Origin of the sequence: Streptomyces sp. NBC_00045 (assembly GCF_045041095.1) — a bacterium.
Classification (GTDB): Bacteria; Actinomycetota; Actinomycetes; order Streptomycetales; family Streptomycetaceae; genus Streptomyces.
Genome location: NZ_CP108271.1, coordinates 3,302,582 through 3,323,536 on the forward strand (window position 1 = coordinate 3,302,582; position 20,955 = coordinate 3,323,536).

Below are 20,955 nucleotides of genomic sequence, written 5' to 3' on the forward strand. Positions count from 1 at the left end.
AAGTTTTCCACCGGATTTCCCGGCTTCAGATTCCTGGAGGAGGAGTCGACCGTGCCCCATTGGAATTCAATTCCTTGGGGGCGAGAAAGATCTTAAACGATCGCTGCCGAACTTGTCCAGTTCGAGGCAACCGTTAAAATCTACCTCCCCACGGCGACGGTGTCAATAGTCGCTGCGGGACGACGAGGAGACTAGCAGCTCAGCGGGGTCGTCCGCACATCAGGCGGCGGTCGGGAGCGTCGCCGCCTGGTCGGCGGCCTCGACGTCGCCCACCTCGCCGGCCCGCACGGCCCGGCCGCCGAGCACGTAGACGTACGTCAGGAACAGGGCCTCGGCGACGACGCCGATCGAGATGCGGGCCCAGGTCGGAAGGCCGGAGGGGGTTACGAAGCCCTCGATCAGGCCCGATGCGAACAGGACCACCGCCAGGCCGATCGCCATGCCCAGCGCGGCGCGGCCCTGTTCGGCGAGGGCGGCGCGGCGGGTGCGGGGGCCCGGGTCGATGACCGTCCAGCCGAGGCGCAGGCCGGTGCCCGCCGCCACGAACACGGCGGTCAGTTCGAGCAGGCCGTGCGGAAGGATCAGGCCGAGGAAGACGTCGAGGCGGCCCGCGGAGGCCATCAGGCCGATGCCGACGCCGAGGTTGAGCATGTTCAGGAAGAGGATCCAGAGCACCGGTATCCCGAGGAACGCGCCCAGGACCAGGCAGACCGCGGCCGCCTGGGCATTGTTCGTCCACACCTGGGCGGCGAACGAACCCGCCGGGTTGCTGGAGTAGTACGTCTCGTACCCGCCCCCCGGTTTCGTGAGCGCCTTCAGGTCGTCCGGGGCTGCGATCGCGCCCTGCACCTCCGGGTGCGTGGCTATCCACCAGCCGATGAGGACGCCGACCGCCGTGGACAGCAGCGCCGTCGGTATCCACCAGCGGCGGCTGCGGTAGACGGCGGCGGGGAAGCCGGCGGTGAAGAAGCGGGCCGCGTCGCGCCAGCCGGCCCGCCGGGCGCCCGTCACGGTGGCGCGGGCACGGGCGACGAGCTGCGTCAAACGGCCCGTGAGCATGGGGTCGGGGGTGCTGGACTGGATCAGCGAGAGGTGCGTGGACGTGCGCTGGTAGAGCGCGACCAGCTCGTCCGCCTCGGCGCCGGTCAGCCTGCGGCCGCGGCCCAGGAGCTGTTCCAGGCGGTCCCATTCCGCCCGGTGGGCCGTGACGAAGACGTCGAGATCCATCCGGTTACCGCTCCCCTGCCCCAGGACCCGCTTCTGCTTACTCCTACCGTGGTCAGCTTGGCAGACTGGGAGACCCAAGGGGCGGGACCGGTCACGGGAAAGGTGTGCAGGGTGAGCGATCTGGTGACGGGGGACGCGGTCGTCCTGGGTTTGCGGCCGGCGAGACTGCCGAGCCGAGCGCTGGCGATCTTCCTCGACCTGCTCGTGTACCTCACGGGGTACCTGGTCATCTCGATCGGGCTGACCGTCGCGACCGCCTCGCTGGATCCCGCCGCGCAGGCCGCGGTGTCGGTGGCGAGTTTCCTGCTGGTGCTGGTCGGCGTGCCGATCGCGGTGGAGACGCTGTCCCACGGGCGTTCGCTCGGCAAGCTCGCCTGCGGGCTGCGGGTGGTCCGGGACGACGGCGGGCCGATCCGCTTCCGGCACGCGCTGGTGCGCGGGGCGATGGGGGTCGTGGAGCTGCTGATGACCTTCGGGGCCGTGGCCTGCATCGCGTCGCTGGTGTCGGCGCGGGGCCGGCGGCTCGGCGACGTGTTCGCGGGGGCGCTGGTCGTCCGGGAGCGGGTGCCGGGGGCGCGTGTCATGCCGGTGCCCCCACCGCCGCCGTGGCTGGCCGGGCGGTTCTCCGGGCTGGACCTGTCGGCCGTACCGGACGGGCTGTGGCTGGCGATACGGCAGTACCTGACACGGATGAACCAGCTGGACCCGCAGGTGGGCGCCGCGATGGCGGCGCGGCTCGCGGATGATCTGGTGGCGCGTACGGGGGCACCGCCGCCGGTGGGGGTGCCGGCCGCGGCGTTCCTGATGGCCGTGGTGCACGAGCGGCAGGCCCGGGATGCGGCCCGCGCCTTCGGGCCGGTGGGTCCGGCGGGCTTCGGCGCCCCCGTTCCAGGTGGGCCCGTCCCGGCCGCGCCCGCGCTCGTCGCACCGGTGATGCCCGTGATGCCCGTGGGTCCGGCGGCTGCACCGGCCACCGCTCCTGCCCCGGCGGCCCCGCCCGCCGCGCCCGTGGAGCCCGTACGGCGGACCGGGTTCGCACCGCCCGCCTGAGCCGCTACTGCTCGAACGTCGAGGGCGGGGTCTCCAGGTGTTCCAGCTCGATGCCCGGCGCCGAGAGGACGACGTCGCCCGCCAGGTGGACCGTGTGGACCTCGCCGGTGTCCAGGGCGGTGACCTGGTACTCGTCCACGACGAGCGGGCCGCTGTCCGTCGCGTGCTCGGCCCGCCCGAGCAGGGCCCAGGCCTGGTCGACCGTACGGGGGGCCAGCACCGGGTCGGTGAGGGCGACGAGCCGGACCCGGGTCGCGGGGGCGCCGGGCGTCAGGCGCAGCAGGCGGGCCGTCGCCACGAGGAAGGCCGGCGAGGTGCCGGTGAAGCCCGCGGCGGCGACGTTGCCCTCGGTGGCCTCGGTGCCGGCGGGGTCGGAGCGCACCCAGGTGACGCCGTCGATGGCGGCGCCGCGGACCTGCCAGCTCGATGCGTTGAGTTCGAGGCGGATGGGGCGGCCGAGTTCGTCGACCGCCAGGTCGACGGATCCGCGGTGGTCGCCGTCGGGGCCGGTGAGCTGGGAGACGTAGCGCCAGCCGGAGGGGCCGGGCGCGCAGTGGAAGTGCTCTTCGCCGAGGGGGCTGTGGTCGTGCGGGTCGTGGAGCGAGTAGCGGCCGCGGGGCATCGTGTCGTTCCTTGCCTGGGTACGGGGGCAGGCCCCCGGCATCTCGCCGGGGGCCTGCGGGACGTGCTGGTGCTGCTGCCGCGTGCGGATCAGTAGCGGTAGTGGTCCGGCTTGTACGGGCCCTCGACCTTGACGCCGATGTAGTTGGCCTGCTCGGGGCGGAGCGTCGTGAGCTTGACGCCGAGGGCGTCCAGGTGGAGGCGGGCGACCTTCTCGTCGAGGTGCTTGGGCAGCACGTAGACGTCGGTCGGGTACTCCTCCGGCTTGGTGAAGAGCTCGATCTGGGCCAGGGTCTGGTCCGCGAAGGAGTTCGACATCACGAAGGACGGGTGGCCGGTCGCGTTGCCCAGGTTCAGCAGGCGGCCCTCGGAGAGGACGATGAGGACCTTGCCGTCGGGGAACTTCCAGGTGTGGACCTGCGGCTTGACCTCGTCCTTGACGATGCCGTCGATCTTGGCCAGACCGGCCATGTCGATCTCGTTGTCGAAGTGGCCGATGTTGCCCACGATCGCCTGGTGCTTCATCTTGGCCATGTCGGCGGCCATGATGATGTCCTTGTTGCCCGTGGTCGTGATGAAGATGTCGGCCGTCTCGACGACGTCGTCCAGCGTCGCGACCTGGAAGCCGTCCATGGCCGCCTGGAGCGCGCAGATCGGGTCGATCTCGGTGACGATGACGCGGGCGCCCTGGCCGCGCAGCGACTCGGCGCAGCCCTTGCCGACGTCGCCGTAGCCGAAGACGACCGCGACCTTGCCGCCGATGAGGACGTCGGTGGCGCGGTTGATGCCGTCGATGAGGGAGTGGCGGCAGCCGTACTTGTTGTCGAACTTCGACTTGGTGACGGCGTCGTTCACGTTGATGGCCGGGAAGAGCAGGCTGCCCTCGGCCATCATTTCGTACAGGCGGTGGACACCGGTGGTGGTCTCCTCGGTGACGCCGCGGATCTCGGACGCGAGCTGCGTCCACTTCTGCGGGGTCTCGCCGAGGGTGCGGTTCAGCAGGGTGAGGATGTGGCCGTACTCCTCGGAGTCCGCCGTGGACGGGTCCGGGGCGGAGCCGACCTTCTCGAACTCGACGCCCTTGTGGACGAGGAGGGTGGCGTCACCACCGTCGTCGAGGATCATGTTCGGGCCGCCGGTGGGGGTGTTCGGCCAGGTCAGCGCCTGCTCCGTGCACCACCAGTACTCCTCCAGCGTCTCGCCCTTCCAGGCGAAGACGGGGACGCCCTGCGGGTTCTCGGGGGTGCCGTTCGGGCCCACCGCGATGGCGGCGGCCGCGTGGTCCTGGGTGGAGAAGATGTTGCAGGAGGCCCAGCGGACGTCGGCGCCGAGGGCGACCAGCGTCTCGATCAGGACGGCCGTCTGCACCGTCATGTGCAGGGAGCCGGTGATGCGGGCGCCGGCGAGCGGCTGGGCCGCGGCGTACTCGCGGCGGATCGACATCAGGCCGGGCATCTCGTGCTCGGCGAGGGTGATCTCCTTGCGGCCGAAGGCGGCGAGGGAAAGGTCGGCGACCTTGAAGTCCATGGGTACTGCTCCTCATGGGTCGAGAGGTGGGTACGGCTGAGCCGTGCATCGTCCGTGGGACGGTTGCACCGGGCGCTCAGTCCGTCGGGGGTCCTCTCTCCCCTCGGCCGGTCCCCGAGGACCGCCCGACCGCCATCAGCAGCGACGCCTGACACTATGCCAAACCTACACCGGTCGGCGGAACGTGCCCCGGCTGCCGGGAAAGAAGTTGCCACGTGAACGGCTGCGCGGAGGGCTGCGCGAAAGCCGCACGCACCTGCGGGCGGGGCCCGCCGGCGGGCAGGGTGCCCGGCCTTTCGGACTTTTGGTCGGCCCGGACGGTCCGGAGCGCCCGGTCGTGATCCGCGAGATCCGCCGGGCCGTACGATCTCCCGCGCACGCACAGCCGTTCGGGAGGGACACGTACATGGAGCGCACGCCGGGGCGAAGACTCGGGATGTGGGCGGTGGCGCTGCTGGCGCTCGGCGGGACGCTGGCCCTCGGGGTGACGGTGGCGACCGCCGTCCTGGTCGAGGACGGGTACACGTCCCGTTCCGTCCCGAGCGTGTCGATGGACCCGACGTACCGGCGCGGGGACACCGCCTACTTCACGCTCGGCGGTGGCAGCGGGATCCGGCGCGGGGACATCGCCCTGATCTCGGCTCCGACCTGGGTGCCGAAGGGGGACGTCCTGAAGCGGGTGGTGGCCCTCGGCGGGGACCGGATCTCGTACAAGGCGGGCGATCCCACGCTGGTGCTCAACGGCGTGCCGTTGGAGGAGCCCTACCTGAAGGACCGGGCCACCCCGGCGACGGCCTCCTTCGACGTGATCGTGCCCGAGGGGCGGATGTTCGTACTCGGCGACAACCGCGGCAACTCCAACGACTCGCGCATGCGGCTCTCCGACCACGACGGGACCCTGCCGGTGTCGGCGGTCCGGGGCAAGGCCGTCGCGGCGCCCGCGGGTTTCCTTGCGGCCGGCGCGGCCGGCCTCGTCGGGATCGCCCTGATCCTCGCCGGCGGCGGCGTGGGCGCCGCGGCCCTGGTGGTGCGCGGGCGGGCGCGGCGGAAGGGTCGACTCCAGCAGGTCGGGCAGGTGCAGGCGGTCGCCCGGTAGCACCGGCCCGTGCCGTCCGGTCGTACGAGGGCCCCCGCGGCGCGTCTGCGCTGCGGGGGCCCCGGCACGGAAGGGGTGGGGAGCGTCAGCCCTTCGCGGCGGCTTCCGCGTGGTAGATGTCCGGCTCCAGGTAGATCACGCGGGCGATCGGGACCGCCTCGCGGATCCTGGCCTCGGCCGCGTTGATGGCGTCGGCGATCTCGGTGGCCGTGTCGTCGTGCTGGACGGCGATCTTGGCGGCGACCAGGAGCTCCTCCGGGCCGAGGTGGAGGGTGCGCATGTGGATCACGCGGGTGACGACGTCGCCGTCGACGAGGGCGGCCCTGATCTTCTCGACGTCCTCCGTGCCGGCGGCCTCGCCGAGCAGCAGGGACTTGGTCTCGGCGGCCAGCACGATCGCGATGAGGATCAGCAGCGTGCCGATGCACAGGGTGCCGATGCCGTCCCAAACGCCGTCGCCGGTGGCGAGGGCGAGGCCGACGCCGCCGAGGGCGAGGACCAGGCCGACGAGTGCGCCGAAGTCCTCCAGTAGGACCACCGGCAGCTCGGGGGCCTTGGCGCGCCTGATGAACTGGCTCCAGGACAACGTGCCGCGGATCTCGTTCGACTCCTTGATCGCCGTCTTGAAGGAGAACCCCTCCGCGACGAGCGCGAAGAGGAGCACACCGATCGGCCAGTACCAGTCCTCGATGGGATGCGGGTGCTGGACCTTCTCGACTCCCTCGTAGATGGCGAACATGCCGCCGACGGTGAAGAGCACGATGGAGACGAGGAAGGCGTAGATGTAGCGTTCGCGCCCGTACCCGAAGGGGTGTTGCGGCGTCGCCTCGCGCTGGGCCTTCTTTCCGCCGAGGAGCAGCAGCCCCTGGTTCCCGGAGTCGGCCAGCGAGTGGACGCTTTCCGCGAGCATCGACGACGACCCACTGAAGACGAAGGCCACGAACTTGGCTACAGCGATGGCGAGATTGGCGGCGAGTGCCGCCACGATCGCCCTGGTACCGCCGGACGCGCTCATGGGTTTCTGAAGTCCCTTCCTCGGTACGGCGGCCCTGCCGGGGGCGCCGCGCTACGGCGGCACATTGTTGCAGCCGTGGCCGCGGACGCCACGTCAGACGGCGACGGTGGCCCGGAAGACAGTACCGATACCGGACAGTTCGGCCTTTTCGCCCGCCGGGACGAAGACCGACTCCCCGGGGGACAGGGTCTCTTCACCGACCTTAGGACGACCCGCCGTACACAGCAGGATCTGCGGGGCCGCGTCCGGGAGGGGGTGGGGGGCGGCGCCGGGGGCCAGGGCGAAGCGGGAGAGCCGGAACTCGTCGACGGGGGTCTCGTAGACCTCCTCGCCGTTGCCCTCGGGGCGCTGTACGGCCGGGTCACCGGGCTCGAACCGCACGATCTTCAGCAGCTCGGGCACGTCCACGTGTTTGGGGGTGAGTCCGGCGCGCAGCACGTTGTCGGAGTTGGCCAGCAGTTCCACGCCGAGGCCGTCGAGGTAGGCGTGCGGGACGCCGGCACCGAGGAACATGGCCTCGCCGGGCTGGAGTCGGACGTGGTTGAGGAGCATGGCCGCGATCACGCCCGGGTCACCGGGGAAGTGGTGGACGAGCTTGGCGTACGGCGCGTACGGGGCCCCGAGGCGTTCGAAGGCGGCGCCCGCCTCGGCGACCGTACGGGCCATCTCGGCGCGGTCCGCGGTCAGTACGGCCGTGAGCATCTCGCGCAGTGCCGCCTCCTCCGGGTGGGCCCGGAGGAGGTCGACGTACGGCTTGAGGGAGTCCACCCCGAGGCCCGCGAGGAGCTCGGCGGCCTCCAGCGGCGCGCGGAACCCGCACAGGCCGTCGAAGGGGGTGAGCGCGCAGATCATCTCGGGCTTGTGGTTTGGGTCCTTGTAGTTGCGGTGGGCCGCGTCGATCGCAATCCCGCGGCGCTCCTCGTCGGCGTAGCCCGCCCCGGCCTGCTCCAGGTCGGGGTGGACCTGGAGGGAGAGCGGGGCTCCCGCCGCGAGGATCTTGAAGAGGAAGGGCAGCCGGGGGCCGAACTTGGCGACGGCGGCCGCGCCGAGCTCCCGCTCGGGGTCGGCGGCGATGACGTCCGCGAGGGTGGTCTCGCCGGCGCCCCGGTCGAGGCGCGACGGGGCGCTCGGGTGCGCGCCCATCCACATCTCGGCCTGGGGCTCCCCGGTGGGTTCGACGCCGAGGAGCCCGGGGATCGCGGTCGTCGATCCCCAGGCGTAGGGGCGGATCGTGTTCGTCAGGCGGTCCATCTTCGTCCGTCTTCCTGGATGAAGGGCCGGCACGGTGGCGTGCTCAGCCGTGTCCCCTGCTCGCCAGCGCCAGGTAGGCGGTGGCGAAATCCGTGACGGCGAGGAGCTCGGCGAGCTGTTCCAGTTCGCCGCCCTCCTCGGGTTCGAGCTCGCTGATGGCCGTGTCGTGGCTGAGGGCGAGCTCGCGCGCGGCCGGGGCGGCGCTGAGTCCGCCCGTGGGCCGGTCGCGCAGCAGGACGATGCGGGCGCGGAGGGCCTGGGGCTCCTCCACCCGGTCACGGAAGAAGTCTTCGGGATCGGCGCCGGCGGCGAAGGAGCCTGCGAGCAGGACCCCGTGGGCGGGCAGCGCCTCGGGGAGGTCGGCGGCGAGTGCGGGGCGGCCGGCGAGCTCGGCGAGGGTGGCGGCGAAGCGGCGGCCGGCCGGGCCCGCGCCCGCGCCCTCGCTCCAGATGAGCGGGAGGGAGTCGGCGAGCTCGGCGGCGAGCGTCTTCGCCGGGTTGGAGTACGTGGCGATGGCCGGTCCGCAGCGCTCGGCGGTGCGGTCGAGCCGGTCGGCGACGCGCTGGAGGGTCTCGGGCGCGGCGGTGATCAGGCCGACCTTGTCGAGGAGCACCAGCAGCGGCGTCAGCAGGGCCCACAGGGCTCCGGGTCCGGCCGCGGCGGACTCGTCGTACTCCTGGTACGGGGCCTTCGCCATCGGTACGAGGAGCCCGTGCGCGCCGTCCACGGCTTCGCTCAGCGGGGACCGCTCGGGCGCGACGGCGACGACGGTGCAGCCGCGCCGGTAGGCCTGCTCGGCGAGGACGGCGAGTCCGGGTTCGCTGCCGTCGGTGGTGGCGACGAGCAGCAGGTCGAGGGAGCCGGCCCAGCCGGGCAGCGCCCAGCGCAGGGCTCCGGCGGCGTGGGCGACGCCGGTGGGGTGCAGGCGGATGACGGGTGCGGAGGCTCCGGCGAGGGCGCCGAGCAGGTCGGCCACTCCGGTCGCGGCGGTGCCGGGCCCGGCGATGAGGACGGCGCGGGGCCGGCCGTCGGGGCGCAGGCCGTCGAGGCCGGCCTCGGTCGCGTGCCGGGCTGCGGTGCGGACTCTGGCCCCGGCCTCGGCGGCGCCGCGGAGCAGGCCGCGGCGGTCGGCGCGGGCGAGCTCGTCCGGTGCGTCGAGGAGCGACTCGTCGAGCATTTCGGCCTCCGGCTGGGTCAGAAGGGCGGGCGACTCGGTTGCTCGGGCGCCCGGCTGCGGGGGACGCCCCTGTGCTGCGTGTGCGTGCGGCCGCGGTCCGGACCGTGGCGGCCGCGGACCCCGGACCGTGGCGGCCCGGGCTCGGGCGGGCCGGCGCCTCAGGCGGGGCGGCGGGCCTCGTCGACGAGGAGGACGGGGATGCCGTCGCGGACCGGGTACGCGAGGCCGCAGTCCCGGCCGGTGCAGATCAGCTCGGGAGCCGCTTCGTCGGCCGACTTGTCCTCAAGGGGCGAGTGGCAGGCGGGGCAGGCGAGGATCTCCAGAAGGCCGGCTTCGAGCGGCATGGGGCGGTTCCCTTCGAACATGCGGATTGGGCGAGGTCAGCGTACCGCCGGGCCGCACGTCGCGCGGCCCGGCGGTGACACGGCGCTTACGCGCGGACGAGCGCGAGGACCTCGTCACGGACCTTGGCGAGGGTCGCCGGGTCGCGGGCTTCGACGTTGAGGCGCAGCAGCGGCTCGGTGTTGGAGGCGCGCAGGTTGAACCACCAGTCGGCGGAGGTGGCGGTCAGGCCGTCGAGCTCGTCGAAGGTGATGCCCTCGGTGGAGCCGTAGGCGGCCTTGACGGCGGCGAGGCGGTCGGCCTGGTCGGCGACGGTGGAGTTGATCTCGCCGGAGCCCTCGTAGCGGTCGTAGGAGGCGACCAGTTCGGAGAGCGGCCCGTCCTGGCCGCCGAGGGCGGCGAGGACGTGGAGCGCGGCGAGCATGCCGGTGTCCGCGTTCCAGAAGTCCTTGAAGTAGTAGTGCGCCGAGTGCTCGCCGCCGAAGATGGCGCCGGACCTGGCCATCTCCTCCTTGATGAAGGAGTGGCCGACGCGGGTGCGGACGGGGGTGCCGCCGTGCTCGCGGACGACCTCGGGGACGGACCAGGAGGTGATCAGGTTGTGGATCACGGTGCCGGCGCCGCCGTTGCGGGCCAGTTCGCGGGCCGCGACCAGGGCGGTGACGGCGGACGGGGAGACGCCCTCGCCGCGCTCGTCGACGACGAAGCAGCGGTCGGCGTCGCCGTCGAAGGCGAGGCCGAGGTCGGCGCCCTCGGCCTTCACGCGGGCCTGGAGGTCGACGAGGTTCTTCGGGTCGAGGGGGTTGGCCTCGTGGTTGGGGAAGGTGCCGTCGAGCTCGAAGTACATCGGGACGAGGTCGAGGGGCAGGCCCTCGAAGACGGTGGGGACGGTGTGGCCGCCCATGCCGTTGCCCGCGTCCACGACGACCTTCAGCGGGCGGATCGCGGTGAGGTCGACCAGGCCCTTCAGGTGGTCGGCGTACCCGGCGAGGGTGTCCCGCTCGGTGACGGTGCCCGGGACGGTGCCTTCCGCGACGGCGGGGGCGCCCTCCTCGGACCACCGCTCGACGCGTTCGCGGATCGTGGCGAGGCCGGTGTCCTGGCCGACCGGGGCGGCGCCGGCCCGGCAGAGCTTGATGCCGTTGTACCGGGCCGGGTTGTGCGAGGCGGTGAACATCGCGCCGGGCAGGTCGAGGATGCCGGAGGCGTAGTACAGCTGGTCGGTGGAGCACAGCCCGATCAGGGTGACGTCGACGCCGCGGGCGGCGGCGCCGCGCGCGAAGGCGCCGGACAGGGCGGGCGAGGAGGGCCGCATGTCGTGGCCGACGACGATCGCCGTGGCGCCGGTGACCTCCACGAAAGCAGCCCCGAACAGCTCGGCCAGCGACTCGTCCCACTCGTCGGGTACGACACCACGTACGTCGTACGCCTTGACGATGTTCGAAAGATCTGCGGCCACTGCCTGCCCTCCTGAGGTGCTGTGCGGTGGAGCAAACCTACCGTGCACGCAGAGGGGCTTTTCAGACCATGTGATGTCAGGAGTCGGGCGAGCGCAGGACGCGCAGGTGTCCGCGGCGGGTCTCCCCGGTGCCGCTGCCGCCCTTGCCGGGACCGGTGCCGCCGGCCTCGGCGGAGCGGTCGTACGGACGGGCCGCCTCACGCACGGCGTTGGCCAAGGCTTCGAGGTCGTCGCCGCTCGGGCGGGACGGCGCGGAGCCGTCGGTCAGGCGGACGACGTCCCAGCCGCGCGGGGCGGTCAGGCGCTCGGAGTGCTCGGCACACAGGTCGTAGCAGTGGGGCTCGGCGTAGGTGGCGAGCGGGCCGAGAACTGCGGTCGAATCGGCGTAGACGTACGTCAGTGTCGCGACGGCAGGGCGGCCGCACGCGGTGCGCGAACAGCGACGTACAGGGCTCACGACGTTGGACGGTACCGCACTCTTGACCGGGCCGCGACGACTCTCCCGCAGGCCACTCCCCGTGTCGTGCCCGCGGCGGGGCGCGGCGGGTCCGGAAAGGCCCGGGTGGGAAGGGCTCTGCGGGCTACGCTGCGGGGGTGACGGACACCCCCCTGCCCCCCGGCCCGCCCCGCTCCGCCGAGCCTCCCGCCGAACCGCGGCCGCGCCGTCGCGACCGGCACGGGCGGGGCATGCGGGGGCCGCTGGCGCCGCCGCAGGTGCCGCTGTCGGCGAGCCGGGCGGAGCTGTTCGGGGACCTCGTACGGGACTCGGTCGAACGGCTGGAGCGGCGGTGGCCGCAGCTGGCGGAGGTGGAGTTCGTGGTCGCGGACGTGCCGGGGCCGCCGGGCGGTCCGGACGCCGGCTGGAACGACGAGGCGGTGCCGCTCGGCGCACTGTCGGAGGCGCCGGAGCCGGGCCGGCCGGCGCGGGTGGTGGTGTTCCGGCGGCCGGTGGAGATCCGGACGAAGAGCCGGGACGAGCGGGCGCTGCTCGTGCACGAGATCGTGGTGGAGCAGGTGGCGGAGCTGCTGGGGCTGTCCCCGGAGACGGTCGACCCCCGGTACGGCCAGGACTGACGGATCCGTCCCGACCGGACCGGGCTAGTCGGTCAGGACCGTGAGGTCCTGGGTGGCCTTGGGGACCGAGACCATCGCGTGGTCGTCCGACAGGGGCTGGATCGTGAACATCGGGATGCCCTCGTGGGGCAGCGTCAGGGTGCGGGACGCGTACACGGTGCCGCCGGAGACGGTCTCGACGGTCAGCGCGTAGGCACCCTTGGCGCCCGCCGGGGCCAGGGCCACCGTCTGGGTCGTGCCCGCCTTGACCGTGACCTCCTTCGAAGCCGGTTCCCCGGCCTCCGTGCCCGCCGACGCCGTCACCTTGACCTTCGCTTCGCCACCCACCGCCGTCAGCGAGAGCACCGTCGCGTTCTCGTCGGCTCGGTCGTCTGCGACCGTGGCCCGCGTTCCGACCGGCCCGGCCGCCGGGATGAACGCCATCTCCTGCTTGGCGCCGCTGCCGCGGACCACGTGGACGGCCGCCACCACCGGAACGGCCTTCTTGCCGTTCGCCGGGGTCAGCACCAGCGAGCCCGCCTCGCCGCGGGTCACGTCCTTGAGGTCGAGGCTCGCCGTCATGCCGCCCTTGAGGTGCAGCTGTTCGTTGCCCGCCGGGCTGATCGAACCGTTCGGGCCGGCCAGCTTGACGGTGAGGTCCGCGTCCTCCTCGCCGGGGGCGAAGGCCACCAGCCGTACGGAGGTGGCGTCCGCCGGGATCCCGGGCAGTACGAGCGAGCCGGCCGGGTCGGCGGAGGCCGCCAGCCAGTCGGCGCCCACCCCTTCCTCGCCGACCTGCACGGAGGCCCCGACCCGGCCCGCACGGGTCGTCACGTGGGCGGTGACGTCCGCGAGCTGGGCGCCGGGGGCGAGGGAGGCCAGCGAGACGGCCTTGGTGGACTTGGGGTCGATGCGGATGTTCTCGCCGGTGCCGCCCTCGGACTTGACCGCCCCGTCCGGGCCGAACATCTTGATGTCGATCACGGCCGCGGTGGCGTCCGGGTTGGTGAGGTGCACGTAGTCCTCGCGCCCCTTGGCCGTACTGGCGCCGGGGAACCAGAAGTCGGTGCCCGGCGTGGTGCAGCCGACGCCGAGGACGCCGCGTGCCCGGCCGACCGCGACCTTCGTGGTCTGCTGCGCCGTCCAGCCGGGGGCCAGGACGCCGTCGGCGACACCCGTCAGCGCGGGTGCTTCCGCGCCGGAGGCGGTCGCCCCGGCGGGCTTGGCGCGCTCCTTGAGCTCCAGCACCGGCTTGGCCTCCTTGGTCGCGCCGAGCAGCCGGGCCGTGCCCTTGCCGCCGGTACCGGCCGCGCCGGGGGTGATCGCCGTGTACGTGGTCTCCGCGATGTCCGAGGAGCTGGGCGCCGGGCAGACCAGCGCGGACCGCTCCACCGGCATCCGGGCCGCGGCCGCCGTCTTGGCGTCGGCGGCCGGGGCGGCGGGGGCGGTGAGCTGGGCGATGCCGGTGACGGCCGCCAGGGCCGCGACCGCAGCCGCCAGCGTCAGGGGTGCGCGCTGCTTCACTGCTGGGGGCTCCCGTCCGGACGCGGCTGTTGCTGTCCGTAGGTGTCGTACGGCTGCTCGTGGGGCTGCTCGTGCGGCGGGTAGGGGTACGGCTGCTGCTGCGGCTGCGGCGGGTACGCCTGCTGGGGGTCGTAGCCCTGCTGCGGGTACGGGTACTGCTCGTACTCCGGGGCCTGGGCGGGCGCCGGCACGTACGGCTGCTGGGGCTGCTGGGGCTGCTGGGGCTGCTGGGGCTGCTGCTCGTAGGCGTAGCCCTGGTCGCCGTACGTCTGGTACGCGTACGCGTCGTCGCCGTACACCGGCTGCGCCGGGATCCCGGCGTACGGATCGGCGACCGCGCCCGCGGCCTCCGCGGCGCCGGCCGGCGCCGCGGAGGCCGGGGACTGCGCCTCGGCGCGCAGCCGGCGGGCCCGGCGGCCTTCGCCGGCCTCGCCCGCGGCGGCGCGGTCGGCGGCCTCGGTCTCCTCTTCCGGCAGGTCGTCGTCGAGGCGCGCCCGGCGGCCCGGCAGGGCCATGACGAGCAGCACGAGCGCGAGCAGGCCCTGGGCCCAGTGCCAGGCGGTGCGGGTCAGCGCGTCCTGGTGGACGAGGTCGAGGCGGCCGCCGGCGGCGGGGAGTTCGAAGCCCTGGGCCCAGCCGTCGAGGGTCTTGGGCTTGAGGGGCTTGCCGTCGAGCGTGGCCTGCCAGCCGGGGGCGGCGGTGTCCGCGATGCGCAGCACGCGGCCGGCCTCGCCGGCCGGGATCTTGGTGTGGACGTCCACGGGTCCGGAGGCGACCGGGATGGGGGCCTCGCCGGGCTTGCCGGAGACGATGGTGGCGCGGGCGACCTGGCGGTCCACCCGCCACAGGGCGCTGCCGTCGAGCTGGCTGAGGCGGCTGAGGCCGGGGGTGGCGTCGAGGACCTTGCGCATCTGCTGCGGGGCCCGGTCGCGGACCAGGACGTAGCGGATGGCGAACCCGCTGAGCTGGTCGCTCTGGTCGGCGCCGGAGCCGGCGACGAGGCTGGAGACGACCTTGTCGAGCCGGGGGCTGCTGCCGGCCGCGGCTGCGGTCTCGGCGTCGCCGAGGCGTCCGCCGGAGCCGCGGACCAGGGTGTAGGAGACGGTGGCGGGCGAGGCGCCGCCGAGGACGAGGGTGCGGGCCTGGTCGCGGGTGCTGCTCTCCTCGGCGACGAAGGCGGGGACCTGGACCGGGTCGCGGCGTTCCAGGGGGCCGTCGGCGCCGCTGATCATCCAGCCGGCGGCGCCGAGCAGCGGTCCGGCGGCCGCCGCGAGCGCGATCAGCGCGGCGAGCGGCTGGCGCCAACCGAAGCTGCTGGCGGCGACGCGCTCCTTGGCGCCGTCGGCGCCGACGACTGCGGCGGCGAGCAGGGCCAGTCCGTAGACGAGGGTGGCGGGCCCGGCCCAGCCGGTGCGGTTGACGACGACGGCCAGCAGCAACGCGGCGAGGGCGGTGGCCCAGGCGGTGCGGACGGCGAACTGCCGCTCGGCGCGCAGCAGGGCGGCCACGGCGGCGAGGACGGTGCCGACGAGCAGCAGGCCACCGGCGGTGCGGGGGCCGCCAGGGCTGAAGCCGAGCAGGTCCAGGGCGGTGGCCGAGCCGGATCCGTACGGCAGTCCGGCTTCGTGCAAGAACCGGTCGGGATGCGTGAGCAGGCTCAGCGACCAGGGGGCGAGCACGACGAGCGGGACGGCGAGGGTGGCGAGCAGCCGCAAGCCGTACGTCTTCCACTCGGCGCGGTGCAGCACGAGGGCGGCGGTGCCGAGGACGGCGGCGAGCGGCCACACGACGGGGGTGAAGGCGACGGCCAGGCTCAGCAGGAGGGTGTACGTCCACACCGGGCGCCAGCCCGCCCGGTCGCCCTCGGCCACGCCGAACCCGAAGGCGGCGACGGCCGAGCGGGCGATGAGGGGGAGCAGGACGGCGAGGACGGCGGTGCCGAGGCGGCCGCCGGCGAGGGCGCCGGTGACGGCGGGCAGGAAGGCGTAGGCGACGGCGGCCCAGGCGCGCAGCAGCCGGGATTCGACCAGGGGTCGGGAGGCGAAGTAGGCGGTGAGCCCGGCGAGCGGGACCGAGCAGACCAGCAGCAGGGTCAGGGCGGCGCTGGTGGAGCCGAACAGCAGGGTGGCGAAGGCACCGAGTACGGCGAGGTAGGGGGGCGCCCCGACGGTGGAGCCGGTGGCGACGGGCTGCCAGTCGTGGGTGTAGCCGCGCCAGAGGTCGAGTCCGCTGTCGGGGGCGGGCAGCAGGGCGCCGCCCATGAGGGAGCCGCCGCCGAGCAGGGCGCGGCAGGCGATGACGGAGACGAGCAGGAGGAGGGCGAAGAGGACGGGCGCGGGGTTGCGGGCGATCCGCTTCAGGCGCGCGAACTGTTCGATCTCCAGGTAGTCGGCGTCGTCGCCGCCGGGGCCTGATTCGACGGCTCCGCCGTGTCGTCCGATGGTGGCCGTGTCGTGGTCGCGGTTTCCGCCGAAGTACCCGGCGAGCTGTTCGGCGTTGGCCCGCAGGCTCGCGCCGGGCGGCGGGAAGAGGGGGCGCAGTTCCTTGGCGGGGACGGCGGGGCGGCCGCGTCTGCGTCGGGCGCCGAGGATCCGGCCGGGGCGCAGCAGGGTGGCGAGGAGGCCGGTGATCTCGTCGACGGCCTGGCCGGGGGCCTTGCCGACGAGGTAGGCGAGGGTGCGCAGCACGGTGCCGACGAGGACGCGCAGCAGGACGTACGGCAGGGCGCGGCCGGAGCTGTTGACGAGGACGGTGTAGACGGCGCCGGCCTTGTCGACGCGGTGCGGGCTGGAGCTCGTCCGTCCGGCGCAGTCGACGGTGCGGCGCTCGCGGGCGGAGGCCTCGGCGTGGCGCAGGACGGCGTCGGGGGCGACGAGGACGGTGTGGCCGGCACTCTGGGCCCGCCAGCAGAGGTCGACGTCGTCGCGCATGAGGGGCAGACGGCGGTCGAAGCCGCCGAGGTCGTCGTACACGTCGCGGCGCACGAGCATGCCCGCGGTGGAGACGGAGAGGACGGGGCGGACCTGGTCGTGCTGGCCCTGGTCCTGTTCGCGGCGGTCGAGGCCGGTCCAGCGGCGGCCGCTGCGGGCGATGGTGACGCCGGCTTCGAGGAGCTGCTTCTTGTCGTACCAGCCGCGCAGCTTGGGGCCGATCACGGCGGCGTCGGGGTTCTCCTCGGCGACGCGCAGCAGTTCGGTGAGTGCGTCGGGCTCGGGGGCGCAGTCGTCGTGGAGAAGCCAGAGCCACTGGACGGGTTCGCCGTGGGGGAGTTCGGGCAGGTCGTAGGCGTCGTCGCGCCAGGTGCGGCTGACGGGGTCCCAGCCGCTGGGGCGCTTGAGGTACGGGAGGTCCTCGGGGCTCAGGGGTCCCACGGCGCGGGCGGCTTCGTCGACGGCGGCGCCGAAGCCGGTGCGGCGGGCGAGGTGCAGGACGCGGTCCTCGCCGAAGGCTTCGCCGAGCAGGCGTGCGGAGTCGTCGGCACTGCCGGTGTCGGCCGCGATGTGGCTCTGGGCGGGGCGTTCCTGGCCGAGGAGGCCGGCGAGCGTCTTGGGCAGCCAGCGAGCGCCGTCGTGGGCGACGAGGACCGCGGTGACGACGTGCCGGGGGAACTCGGGTGTGGCGGCAGCCTGGTAGGAGGCCGTCGACTGGCTGTGCAGGGACATCGCTCTACTGGCCCTCCGGCCTGGGGTTCCCCCCGGACGCGCGGTCCGGGGAGGGGGTCCGGGGGTGGTGTGCTCCCGGAGGCTGCTGGACAGCGCCCCACACTAACGGCTGGAAACACAGCGGTCCGCCTCCTGCGGGGAAGGTGCAGGAGGCGGACCGTTTGCTCTGCTCATTGCTCTGTCGTGCGCGTGGTGGTGCGGGTGGTGGTGCGCACCTGTGCGTGTTGCTCTGCGTACTCAGACCGCTGCTTTTTTCAGCCGTCGGCGCTCGCGCTCGGACAGGCCGCCCCAGATGCCGAATCGCTCGTCGTTGGCGAGTGCGTACTCAAGGCATTCGGAGCGGACTTCGCAGGCGAGGCAGACCTTCTTGGCCTCGCGGGTGGAGCCGCCCTTCTCGGGAAAGAAGGACTCGGGGTCGGTCTGGGCGCACAGAGCGCGCTCCTGCCATCCGAGCTCTTCGTCCGCCTCCTCGACCAGCAGTTCCTGAAACAGCTCGGTCATGTGCGCCCCTCGCTCTGTCTGTGCGTCCCCGTGGTGATGTCGTTACTCATCGCTACGTAACGACACGAGTGAAATTACAAGTGGGTGGCTCCAGCGCAGTCAAGCCGAGATCTGCTATTGGGCCCCTTATTCACTCTGCGGAACCAAGCGTATGCAGAAAGTGTTCATATCGCCAAAAATCGTGACACATGCATCTGACGCCACACTGCGCCCGTCTTCACCCGCAATCGACGCGACACCTTGGAAGGTGGTTGCAATCAAGCCAAAGAAGCGGCGCAGATCACATTTCGATCACGGGACGGCGATTCGGGTTTGGACGGAGCAAGTGCGTGTCGTGGAGCGCCACCTCCCCTACATCGGTTTGCACAAACCTTTCTCCCAGCGCAGCAACCGGATCAGATGAAACTTTTGCGGCAAACGAGGCATTGGGTTGACAGTCCGGCCTTCGACCCGGTCTCCTTGTCCCCATGTCAGTGACCTCGGCCGCCACCCGGACCCCCATTCGTGGGTTCCTGAGTGCTGCCCAGGTTCGCTGTTGCTGTTGCAGCTGTTGATGCCTTCGGAGCTTCGGCTCCCCTGAGCTCCGGCCACCCCCACAGCGACCGCCAGCACGACTGACATCCGTCGAGGACACCCCCACGATGAACAGCGCCCCCACCACCACCTCCGTCCCCACCCCCCTCGCCGTCGAGAGCGACCTCCAGATCGCCGGCGACATCCTCTCCGTCCAGCACCTCCTCCAGCCCGCCCGCGAACACCCGGTCACCGTCGCCGAGTTCGTCGGCCTGGCCCGCTCCATCGCCGCGAACCGCGCCGAATGGGAGCACCTGGTCGAGTACGACGCCACCACCCGGTGGTACCACCGGCTGCGCACCGGCCCCGGCTACGAGGTCTGGCTGCTCAGCTGGGTCCCCGGCCAGGGCAGCGGCCTGCACGACCACGGCGCCTCCTCCGGCGTCCTGACCGTCCTCGACGGCGAGCTCACCGAGCACGGCCCGCGCGGACCCCTCACCCTCGGCGCCGGCTCCCAGCGCGTCTTCGCCCCCGGCTACGCCCACGAGGTCGTCAACGACACCCTCGACGGAGCGGTCAGCCTGCACGTGTACTTCCCCGGCCTGACCGAGATGCCGATGCACAGCTGCTCCCCGGCCCAGCAGGAGCACGTACCCGCCTGACAGACTGCCGTGCATGCGCATTGTTGTTCTGGCCGGCGGCATCGGCGGCGCCCGTTTCCTCCGCGGACTCAAGTCGGCGGTTCCCGACGCGGACATCACGGTCATCGGCAACACCGGTGACGACATCCACCTGTTCGGGCTGAAGGTGTGCCCCGATCTGGACACGGTGATGTACACCCTCGGCGGTGGCATCAACGAGGACCAGGGCTGGGGCCGCACCGACGAGTCCTTCACCGTCAAGGAGGAGCTCGCGGCGTACGGGGTCGGACCCACCTGGTTCGGCCTCGGTGACCGCGACTTCGCGACCCACATCGTCCGTACGCAGATGCTCGGCGCGGGCTATCCGCTCAGCGCCGTCACCGAGGCCCTCTGCGACCGCTGGCAGCCCGGCGTCCGGCTCCTGCCCATGTCCGACGACCGCGTCGAGACCCACGTCGCCGTCACTGACCCCGACACCGGCGAACGCCGCGTCATCCACTTCCAGGAGTACTGGGTCCGCCTGCGCGCCTCCCTCGACGCCGAGGCGGTCGTACCCGTCGGCGCCGAACAGGCCAAGCCCGCTCCCGGCGTACTGGAGGCCATCGCGGCCGCCGACCTGATCGTCCTCCCGCCCTCCAACCCGGTCGTCTCCGTCGGCACCATCCTCGCCGTGCCCGGCATCCGCGAGGCCGTGGCCGCCGCCGCGGCTCCCGTCATCGGCCTCTCCCCCATCGTCGGGGGCGCGCCCGTGCGCGGGATGGCCGACAAGGTGCTGGCCGCCGTCGGCGTCGAAGCCACCGCGGCGGCCGTCGCACTGCACTACGGCGGCGAACTCCTCGACGGCTGGCTCGTGGACACCGCCGACGCGGACGCCGTCGCCGAGGTGGAGGCCGCCGGGATCGCCTGCCGCGCGGTACCGCTGATGATGACCGACGTGGCCGCCACCGCCGAGATGGCCCGCGCCGCACTGGCCCTCGCGGAGGCCTCCCGGTGAGCGCTCCCTCGTACGAGGTGCGCGCCGTCGCCGGGATCCCGGAGGTCCGCCCCGGCGACGACCTCGCCCGGCTGATCGCGGCGGCCGGACCCGGACTGCGCGACGGGGACGTCCTGCTGGTCACCTCGAAGATCGTCTCCAAGGCGGAGGGCCGGATCGTCCGCGCTGACTCCCGCGAGGACGCCATCGACGCGGAGACCGTACGTGTCGTCGCCCGTCGCGGCCCGCTGCGGATCGTCGAAAACCGACAGGGCCTCGTCATGGCGGCGGCCGGCGTCGACGCGTCCAACACCGAGCCGGGCACCGTACTGCTGCTGCCCGAGGACCCCGACGCGTCGGCCGCCGCGATCCGCGCCGGTCTGCGGGAACTGCTGTCCGTCGACGTCGGCGTCCTCGTGACCGACACCTTCGGGCGTCCCTGGCGCACCGGACTCACCGACGTGGCGATCGGCTCGGCCGGCGTACGGGTCCTGGACGACCTGCGCGGCGGCACCGACGCCCACGGCAACCCGCTGAGCGCGACGATAGTGGCCACGGCGGACGAGCTCGCCGCGGCCGGGGACCTGGTCAAGGGCAAGGCGGCGGGGCTCCCGGTCGCGGTCGTGCGCGGCCTGGGCCACGTGCTCGGCGAGGGTTCGACGGCGGCCGACCTGGTGCGCTCGCCGGCCGACGACATGTTCCGGCTGGGCACCTCGGAGGCAGTACGGGAAGCCGTGACGCAGCGCCGCACCGTACGGGCCTTCACCACGGAGCCGGTGGATCCCGGCGCGGTCCGCCGCGCGGTCGCCGCCGCGGTGACGGCCCCGGCGCCGCACCACACGACGCCGTGGCGGTTCGTCCTCCTGGAGTCCGCGACGGCCCGGGTGGAGCTGCTGGACGCGATGCGGGACGCCTGGGTCGAGGACCTGCGGCGCGACGGCAAGTCCGAGGAGTCCATCGCCCGGCGGATCCGGCGCGGGGACGTGCTGCGCCAGGCCCCGTACCTGGTCGTGCCGTGCATGGTCACGGACGGCGCGCACGACTACGGCCACGCCCGGCGCGATGCCGCCGAGCGCGAGATGTTCGTGGTCGCGACGGGCGCGGGCGTCCAGAACTTCCTGGTCGCACTGGCCGGGGAGCGGCTGGGCTCGGCGTGGGTGTCCTCGACGATGTTCTGCCGGGACGTCGTGCGCAAGGTCCTCGGGCTGCCCGAGAGCTGGGAGCCGATGGGGGCGGTGGCCGTGGGCCACGCCGCGGCGGCCCCGGCGCAGCGGCCCGCGCGGTCCGCGGAGGAGTTCATCGAGGTCCGCTAGGCCTTGCCCG

Annotated in this window: 18 protein-coding genes; 6 read left to right on the forward strand and 12 right to left on the reverse strand. The window is 73.1% G+C overall.

Going from position 1 to position 20,955, the window contains the following annotated elements:
* Positions 1–219 precede the first annotated feature (219 nt).
* Positions 220–1,227: a stage II sporulation protein M gene (locus tag OHA65_RS15430; RefSeq protein ID WP_327283693.1), complete on the reverse strand. Its 1,008-nt coding sequence runs from the start codon at positions 1,225–1,227 to the stop codon at positions 220–222.
* A gap of 111 nt (positions 1,228–1,338) precedes the next feature.
* Between OHA65_RS15430 and OHA65_RS15435 the strand changes: the two genes are divergently transcribed.
* Positions 1,339–2,277, forward strand: coding sequence for an RDD family protein (locus OHA65_RS15435; RefSeq protein WP_327283694.1), 939 nt, complete (start codon positions 1,339–1,341; stop codon positions 2,275–2,277).
* A 4-nt stretch (positions 2,278–2,281) separates the two neighbouring features.
* Here OHA65_RS15435 and OHA65_RS15440 read toward each other — a convergent pair whose 3' ends face one another.
* Both OHA65_RS15440 and ahcY read right to left on the reverse strand, forming a co-directional pair.
* Positions 2,282–2,899: a hypothetical protein gene (locus tag OHA65_RS15440; RefSeq protein WP_327283695.1), complete on the reverse strand. Its 618-nt coding sequence runs from the start codon at positions 2,897–2,899 to the stop codon at positions 2,282–2,284.
* Positions 2,900–2,988: 89 nt separating this feature from the next.
* A complete protein-coding gene (gene ahcY / locus OHA65_RS15445) occupies positions 2,989–4,425 on the reverse strand; it encodes an adenosylhomocysteinase (protein ID WP_327283696.1) in 1,437 nt (478 codons plus the stop codon).
* Positions 4,426–4,831: 406 nt separating this feature from the next.
* Between ahcY and lepB the strand changes: the two genes are divergently transcribed.
* Positions 4,832–5,521: a signal peptidase I gene (lepB, locus tag OHA65_RS15450; protein ID WP_328762945.1), complete on the forward strand. Its 690-nt coding sequence runs from the start codon at positions 4,832–4,834 to the stop codon at positions 5,519–5,521.
* An 85-nt stretch (positions 5,522–5,606) separates the two neighbouring features.
* On the opposite strand, the gene OHA65_RS15455 is transcribed toward lepB, so the two are convergent.
* The 6 genes from OHA65_RS15455 to OHA65_RS15480 form a co-directional block, all read right to left on the reverse strand.
* The gene (locus OHA65_RS15455; protein ID WP_327283698.1) at positions 5,607–6,536 is read right to left on the reverse strand and encodes a cation diffusion facilitator family transporter; all 930 of its coding nucleotides are present in this window, start codon (positions 6,534–6,536) and stop codon (positions 5,607–5,609) included.
* A gap of 93 nt (positions 6,537–6,629) precedes the next feature.
* A complete protein-coding gene (manA, locus tag OHA65_RS15460) occupies positions 6,630–7,787 on the reverse strand; it encodes a mannose-6-phosphate isomerase, class I (RefSeq protein WP_328762947.1) in 1,158 nt (385 codons plus the stop codon).
* Positions 7,788–7,830: 43 nt separating this feature from the next.
* A complete protein-coding gene (locus OHA65_RS15465) occupies positions 7,831–8,964 on the reverse strand; it encodes an SIS domain-containing protein (protein WP_327283700.1) in 1,134 nt (377 codons plus the stop codon).
* A 158-nt stretch (positions 8,965–9,122) separates the two neighbouring features.
* Positions 9,123–9,308 (reverse strand): Trm112 family protein, encoded by a 186-nt coding sequence (locus OHA65_RS15470; protein ID WP_030296876.1) that lies wholly within the window; start codon positions 9,306–9,308, stop codon positions 9,123–9,125.
* 86 nt (positions 9,309–9,394) lie between these two features.
* Positions 9,395–10,765, reverse strand: a complete 1,371-nt coding sequence (locus tag OHA65_RS15475) for a phosphomannomutase/phosphoglucomutase (protein ID WP_327283701.1) — start codon at positions 10,763–10,765, stop codon at positions 9,395–9,397.
* A gap of 76 nt (positions 10,766–10,841) precedes the next feature.
* The gene (locus OHA65_RS15480; protein WP_327285664.1) at positions 10,842–11,273 is read right to left on the reverse strand and encodes a DUF3499 domain-containing protein; all 432 of its coding nucleotides are present in this window, start codon (positions 11,271–11,273) and stop codon (positions 10,842–10,844) included.
* Positions 11,274–11,359: 86 nt separating this feature from the next.
* Here OHA65_RS15480 and OHA65_RS15485 point away from each other — a divergent pair, with 86 nt between their 5' ends.
* Entirely contained in the window at positions 11,360–11,839 is a 480-nt protein-coding gene (locus tag OHA65_RS15485) for a metallopeptidase family protein (protein ID WP_405756281.1), read from the forward strand.
* 24 nt (positions 11,840–11,863) lie between these two features.
* On the opposite strand, the gene OHA65_RS15490 is transcribed toward OHA65_RS15485, so the two are convergent.
* From OHA65_RS15490 to OHA65_RS15500, 3 genes are all read right to left on the reverse strand, one after another.
* Positions 11,864–13,342 (reverse strand): DUF5719 family protein, encoded by a 1,479-nt coding sequence (locus OHA65_RS15490; protein ID WP_405762014.1) that lies wholly within the window; start codon positions 13,340–13,342, stop codon positions 11,864–11,866.
* Positions 13,339–17,004, reverse strand: coding sequence for a glycosyltransferase (locus tag OHA65_RS15495; protein ID WP_405762016.1), 3,666 nt, complete (start codon positions 17,002–17,004; stop codon positions 13,339–13,341). Before OHA65_RS15495 ends, OHA65_RS15490 begins: the two co-directional genes overlap by 4 nt.
* A 237-nt stretch (positions 17,005–17,241) precedes the next feature.
* Positions 17,242–17,505 carry a WhiB family transcriptional regulator gene (locus OHA65_RS15500; protein ID WP_003983763.1) on the reverse strand — a complete coding sequence of 88 codons (264 nt, stop codon included), beginning with the start codon at positions 17,503–17,505 and terminating at the stop codon, positions 17,242–17,244.
* 641 nt (positions 17,506–18,146) lie between these two features.
* Between OHA65_RS15500 and OHA65_RS15505 the strand changes: the two genes are divergently transcribed.
* Genes OHA65_RS15505 through OHA65_RS15515 form a run of 3 tightly spaced genes read left to right on the forward strand, consistent with a single transcriptional unit; the run spans position 18,147 to position 20,945 of the window.
* Positions 18,147–18,680 carry a cysteine dioxygenase family protein gene (locus OHA65_RS15505; RefSeq protein WP_327283704.1) on the forward strand — a complete coding sequence of 178 codons (534 nt, stop codon included), beginning with the start codon at positions 18,147–18,149 and terminating at the stop codon, positions 18,678–18,680.
* 13 nt (positions 18,681–18,693) lie between these two features.
* Positions 18,694–19,653, forward strand: coding sequence for a 2-phospho-L-lactate transferase (gene cofD / locus OHA65_RS15510; RefSeq protein ID WP_327283705.1), 960 nt, complete (start codon positions 18,694–18,696; stop codon positions 19,651–19,653).
* A complete protein-coding gene (locus tag OHA65_RS15515; protein WP_327283706.1) occupies positions 19,650–20,945 on the forward strand; it encodes a coenzyme F420-0:L-glutamate ligase in 1,296 nt (431 codons plus the stop codon). The genes cofD and OHA65_RS15515 overlap by 4 nt, the downstream gene beginning before the upstream one ends.
* The last annotated feature ends 10 nt before the right edge of the window (positions 20,946–20,955 follow it).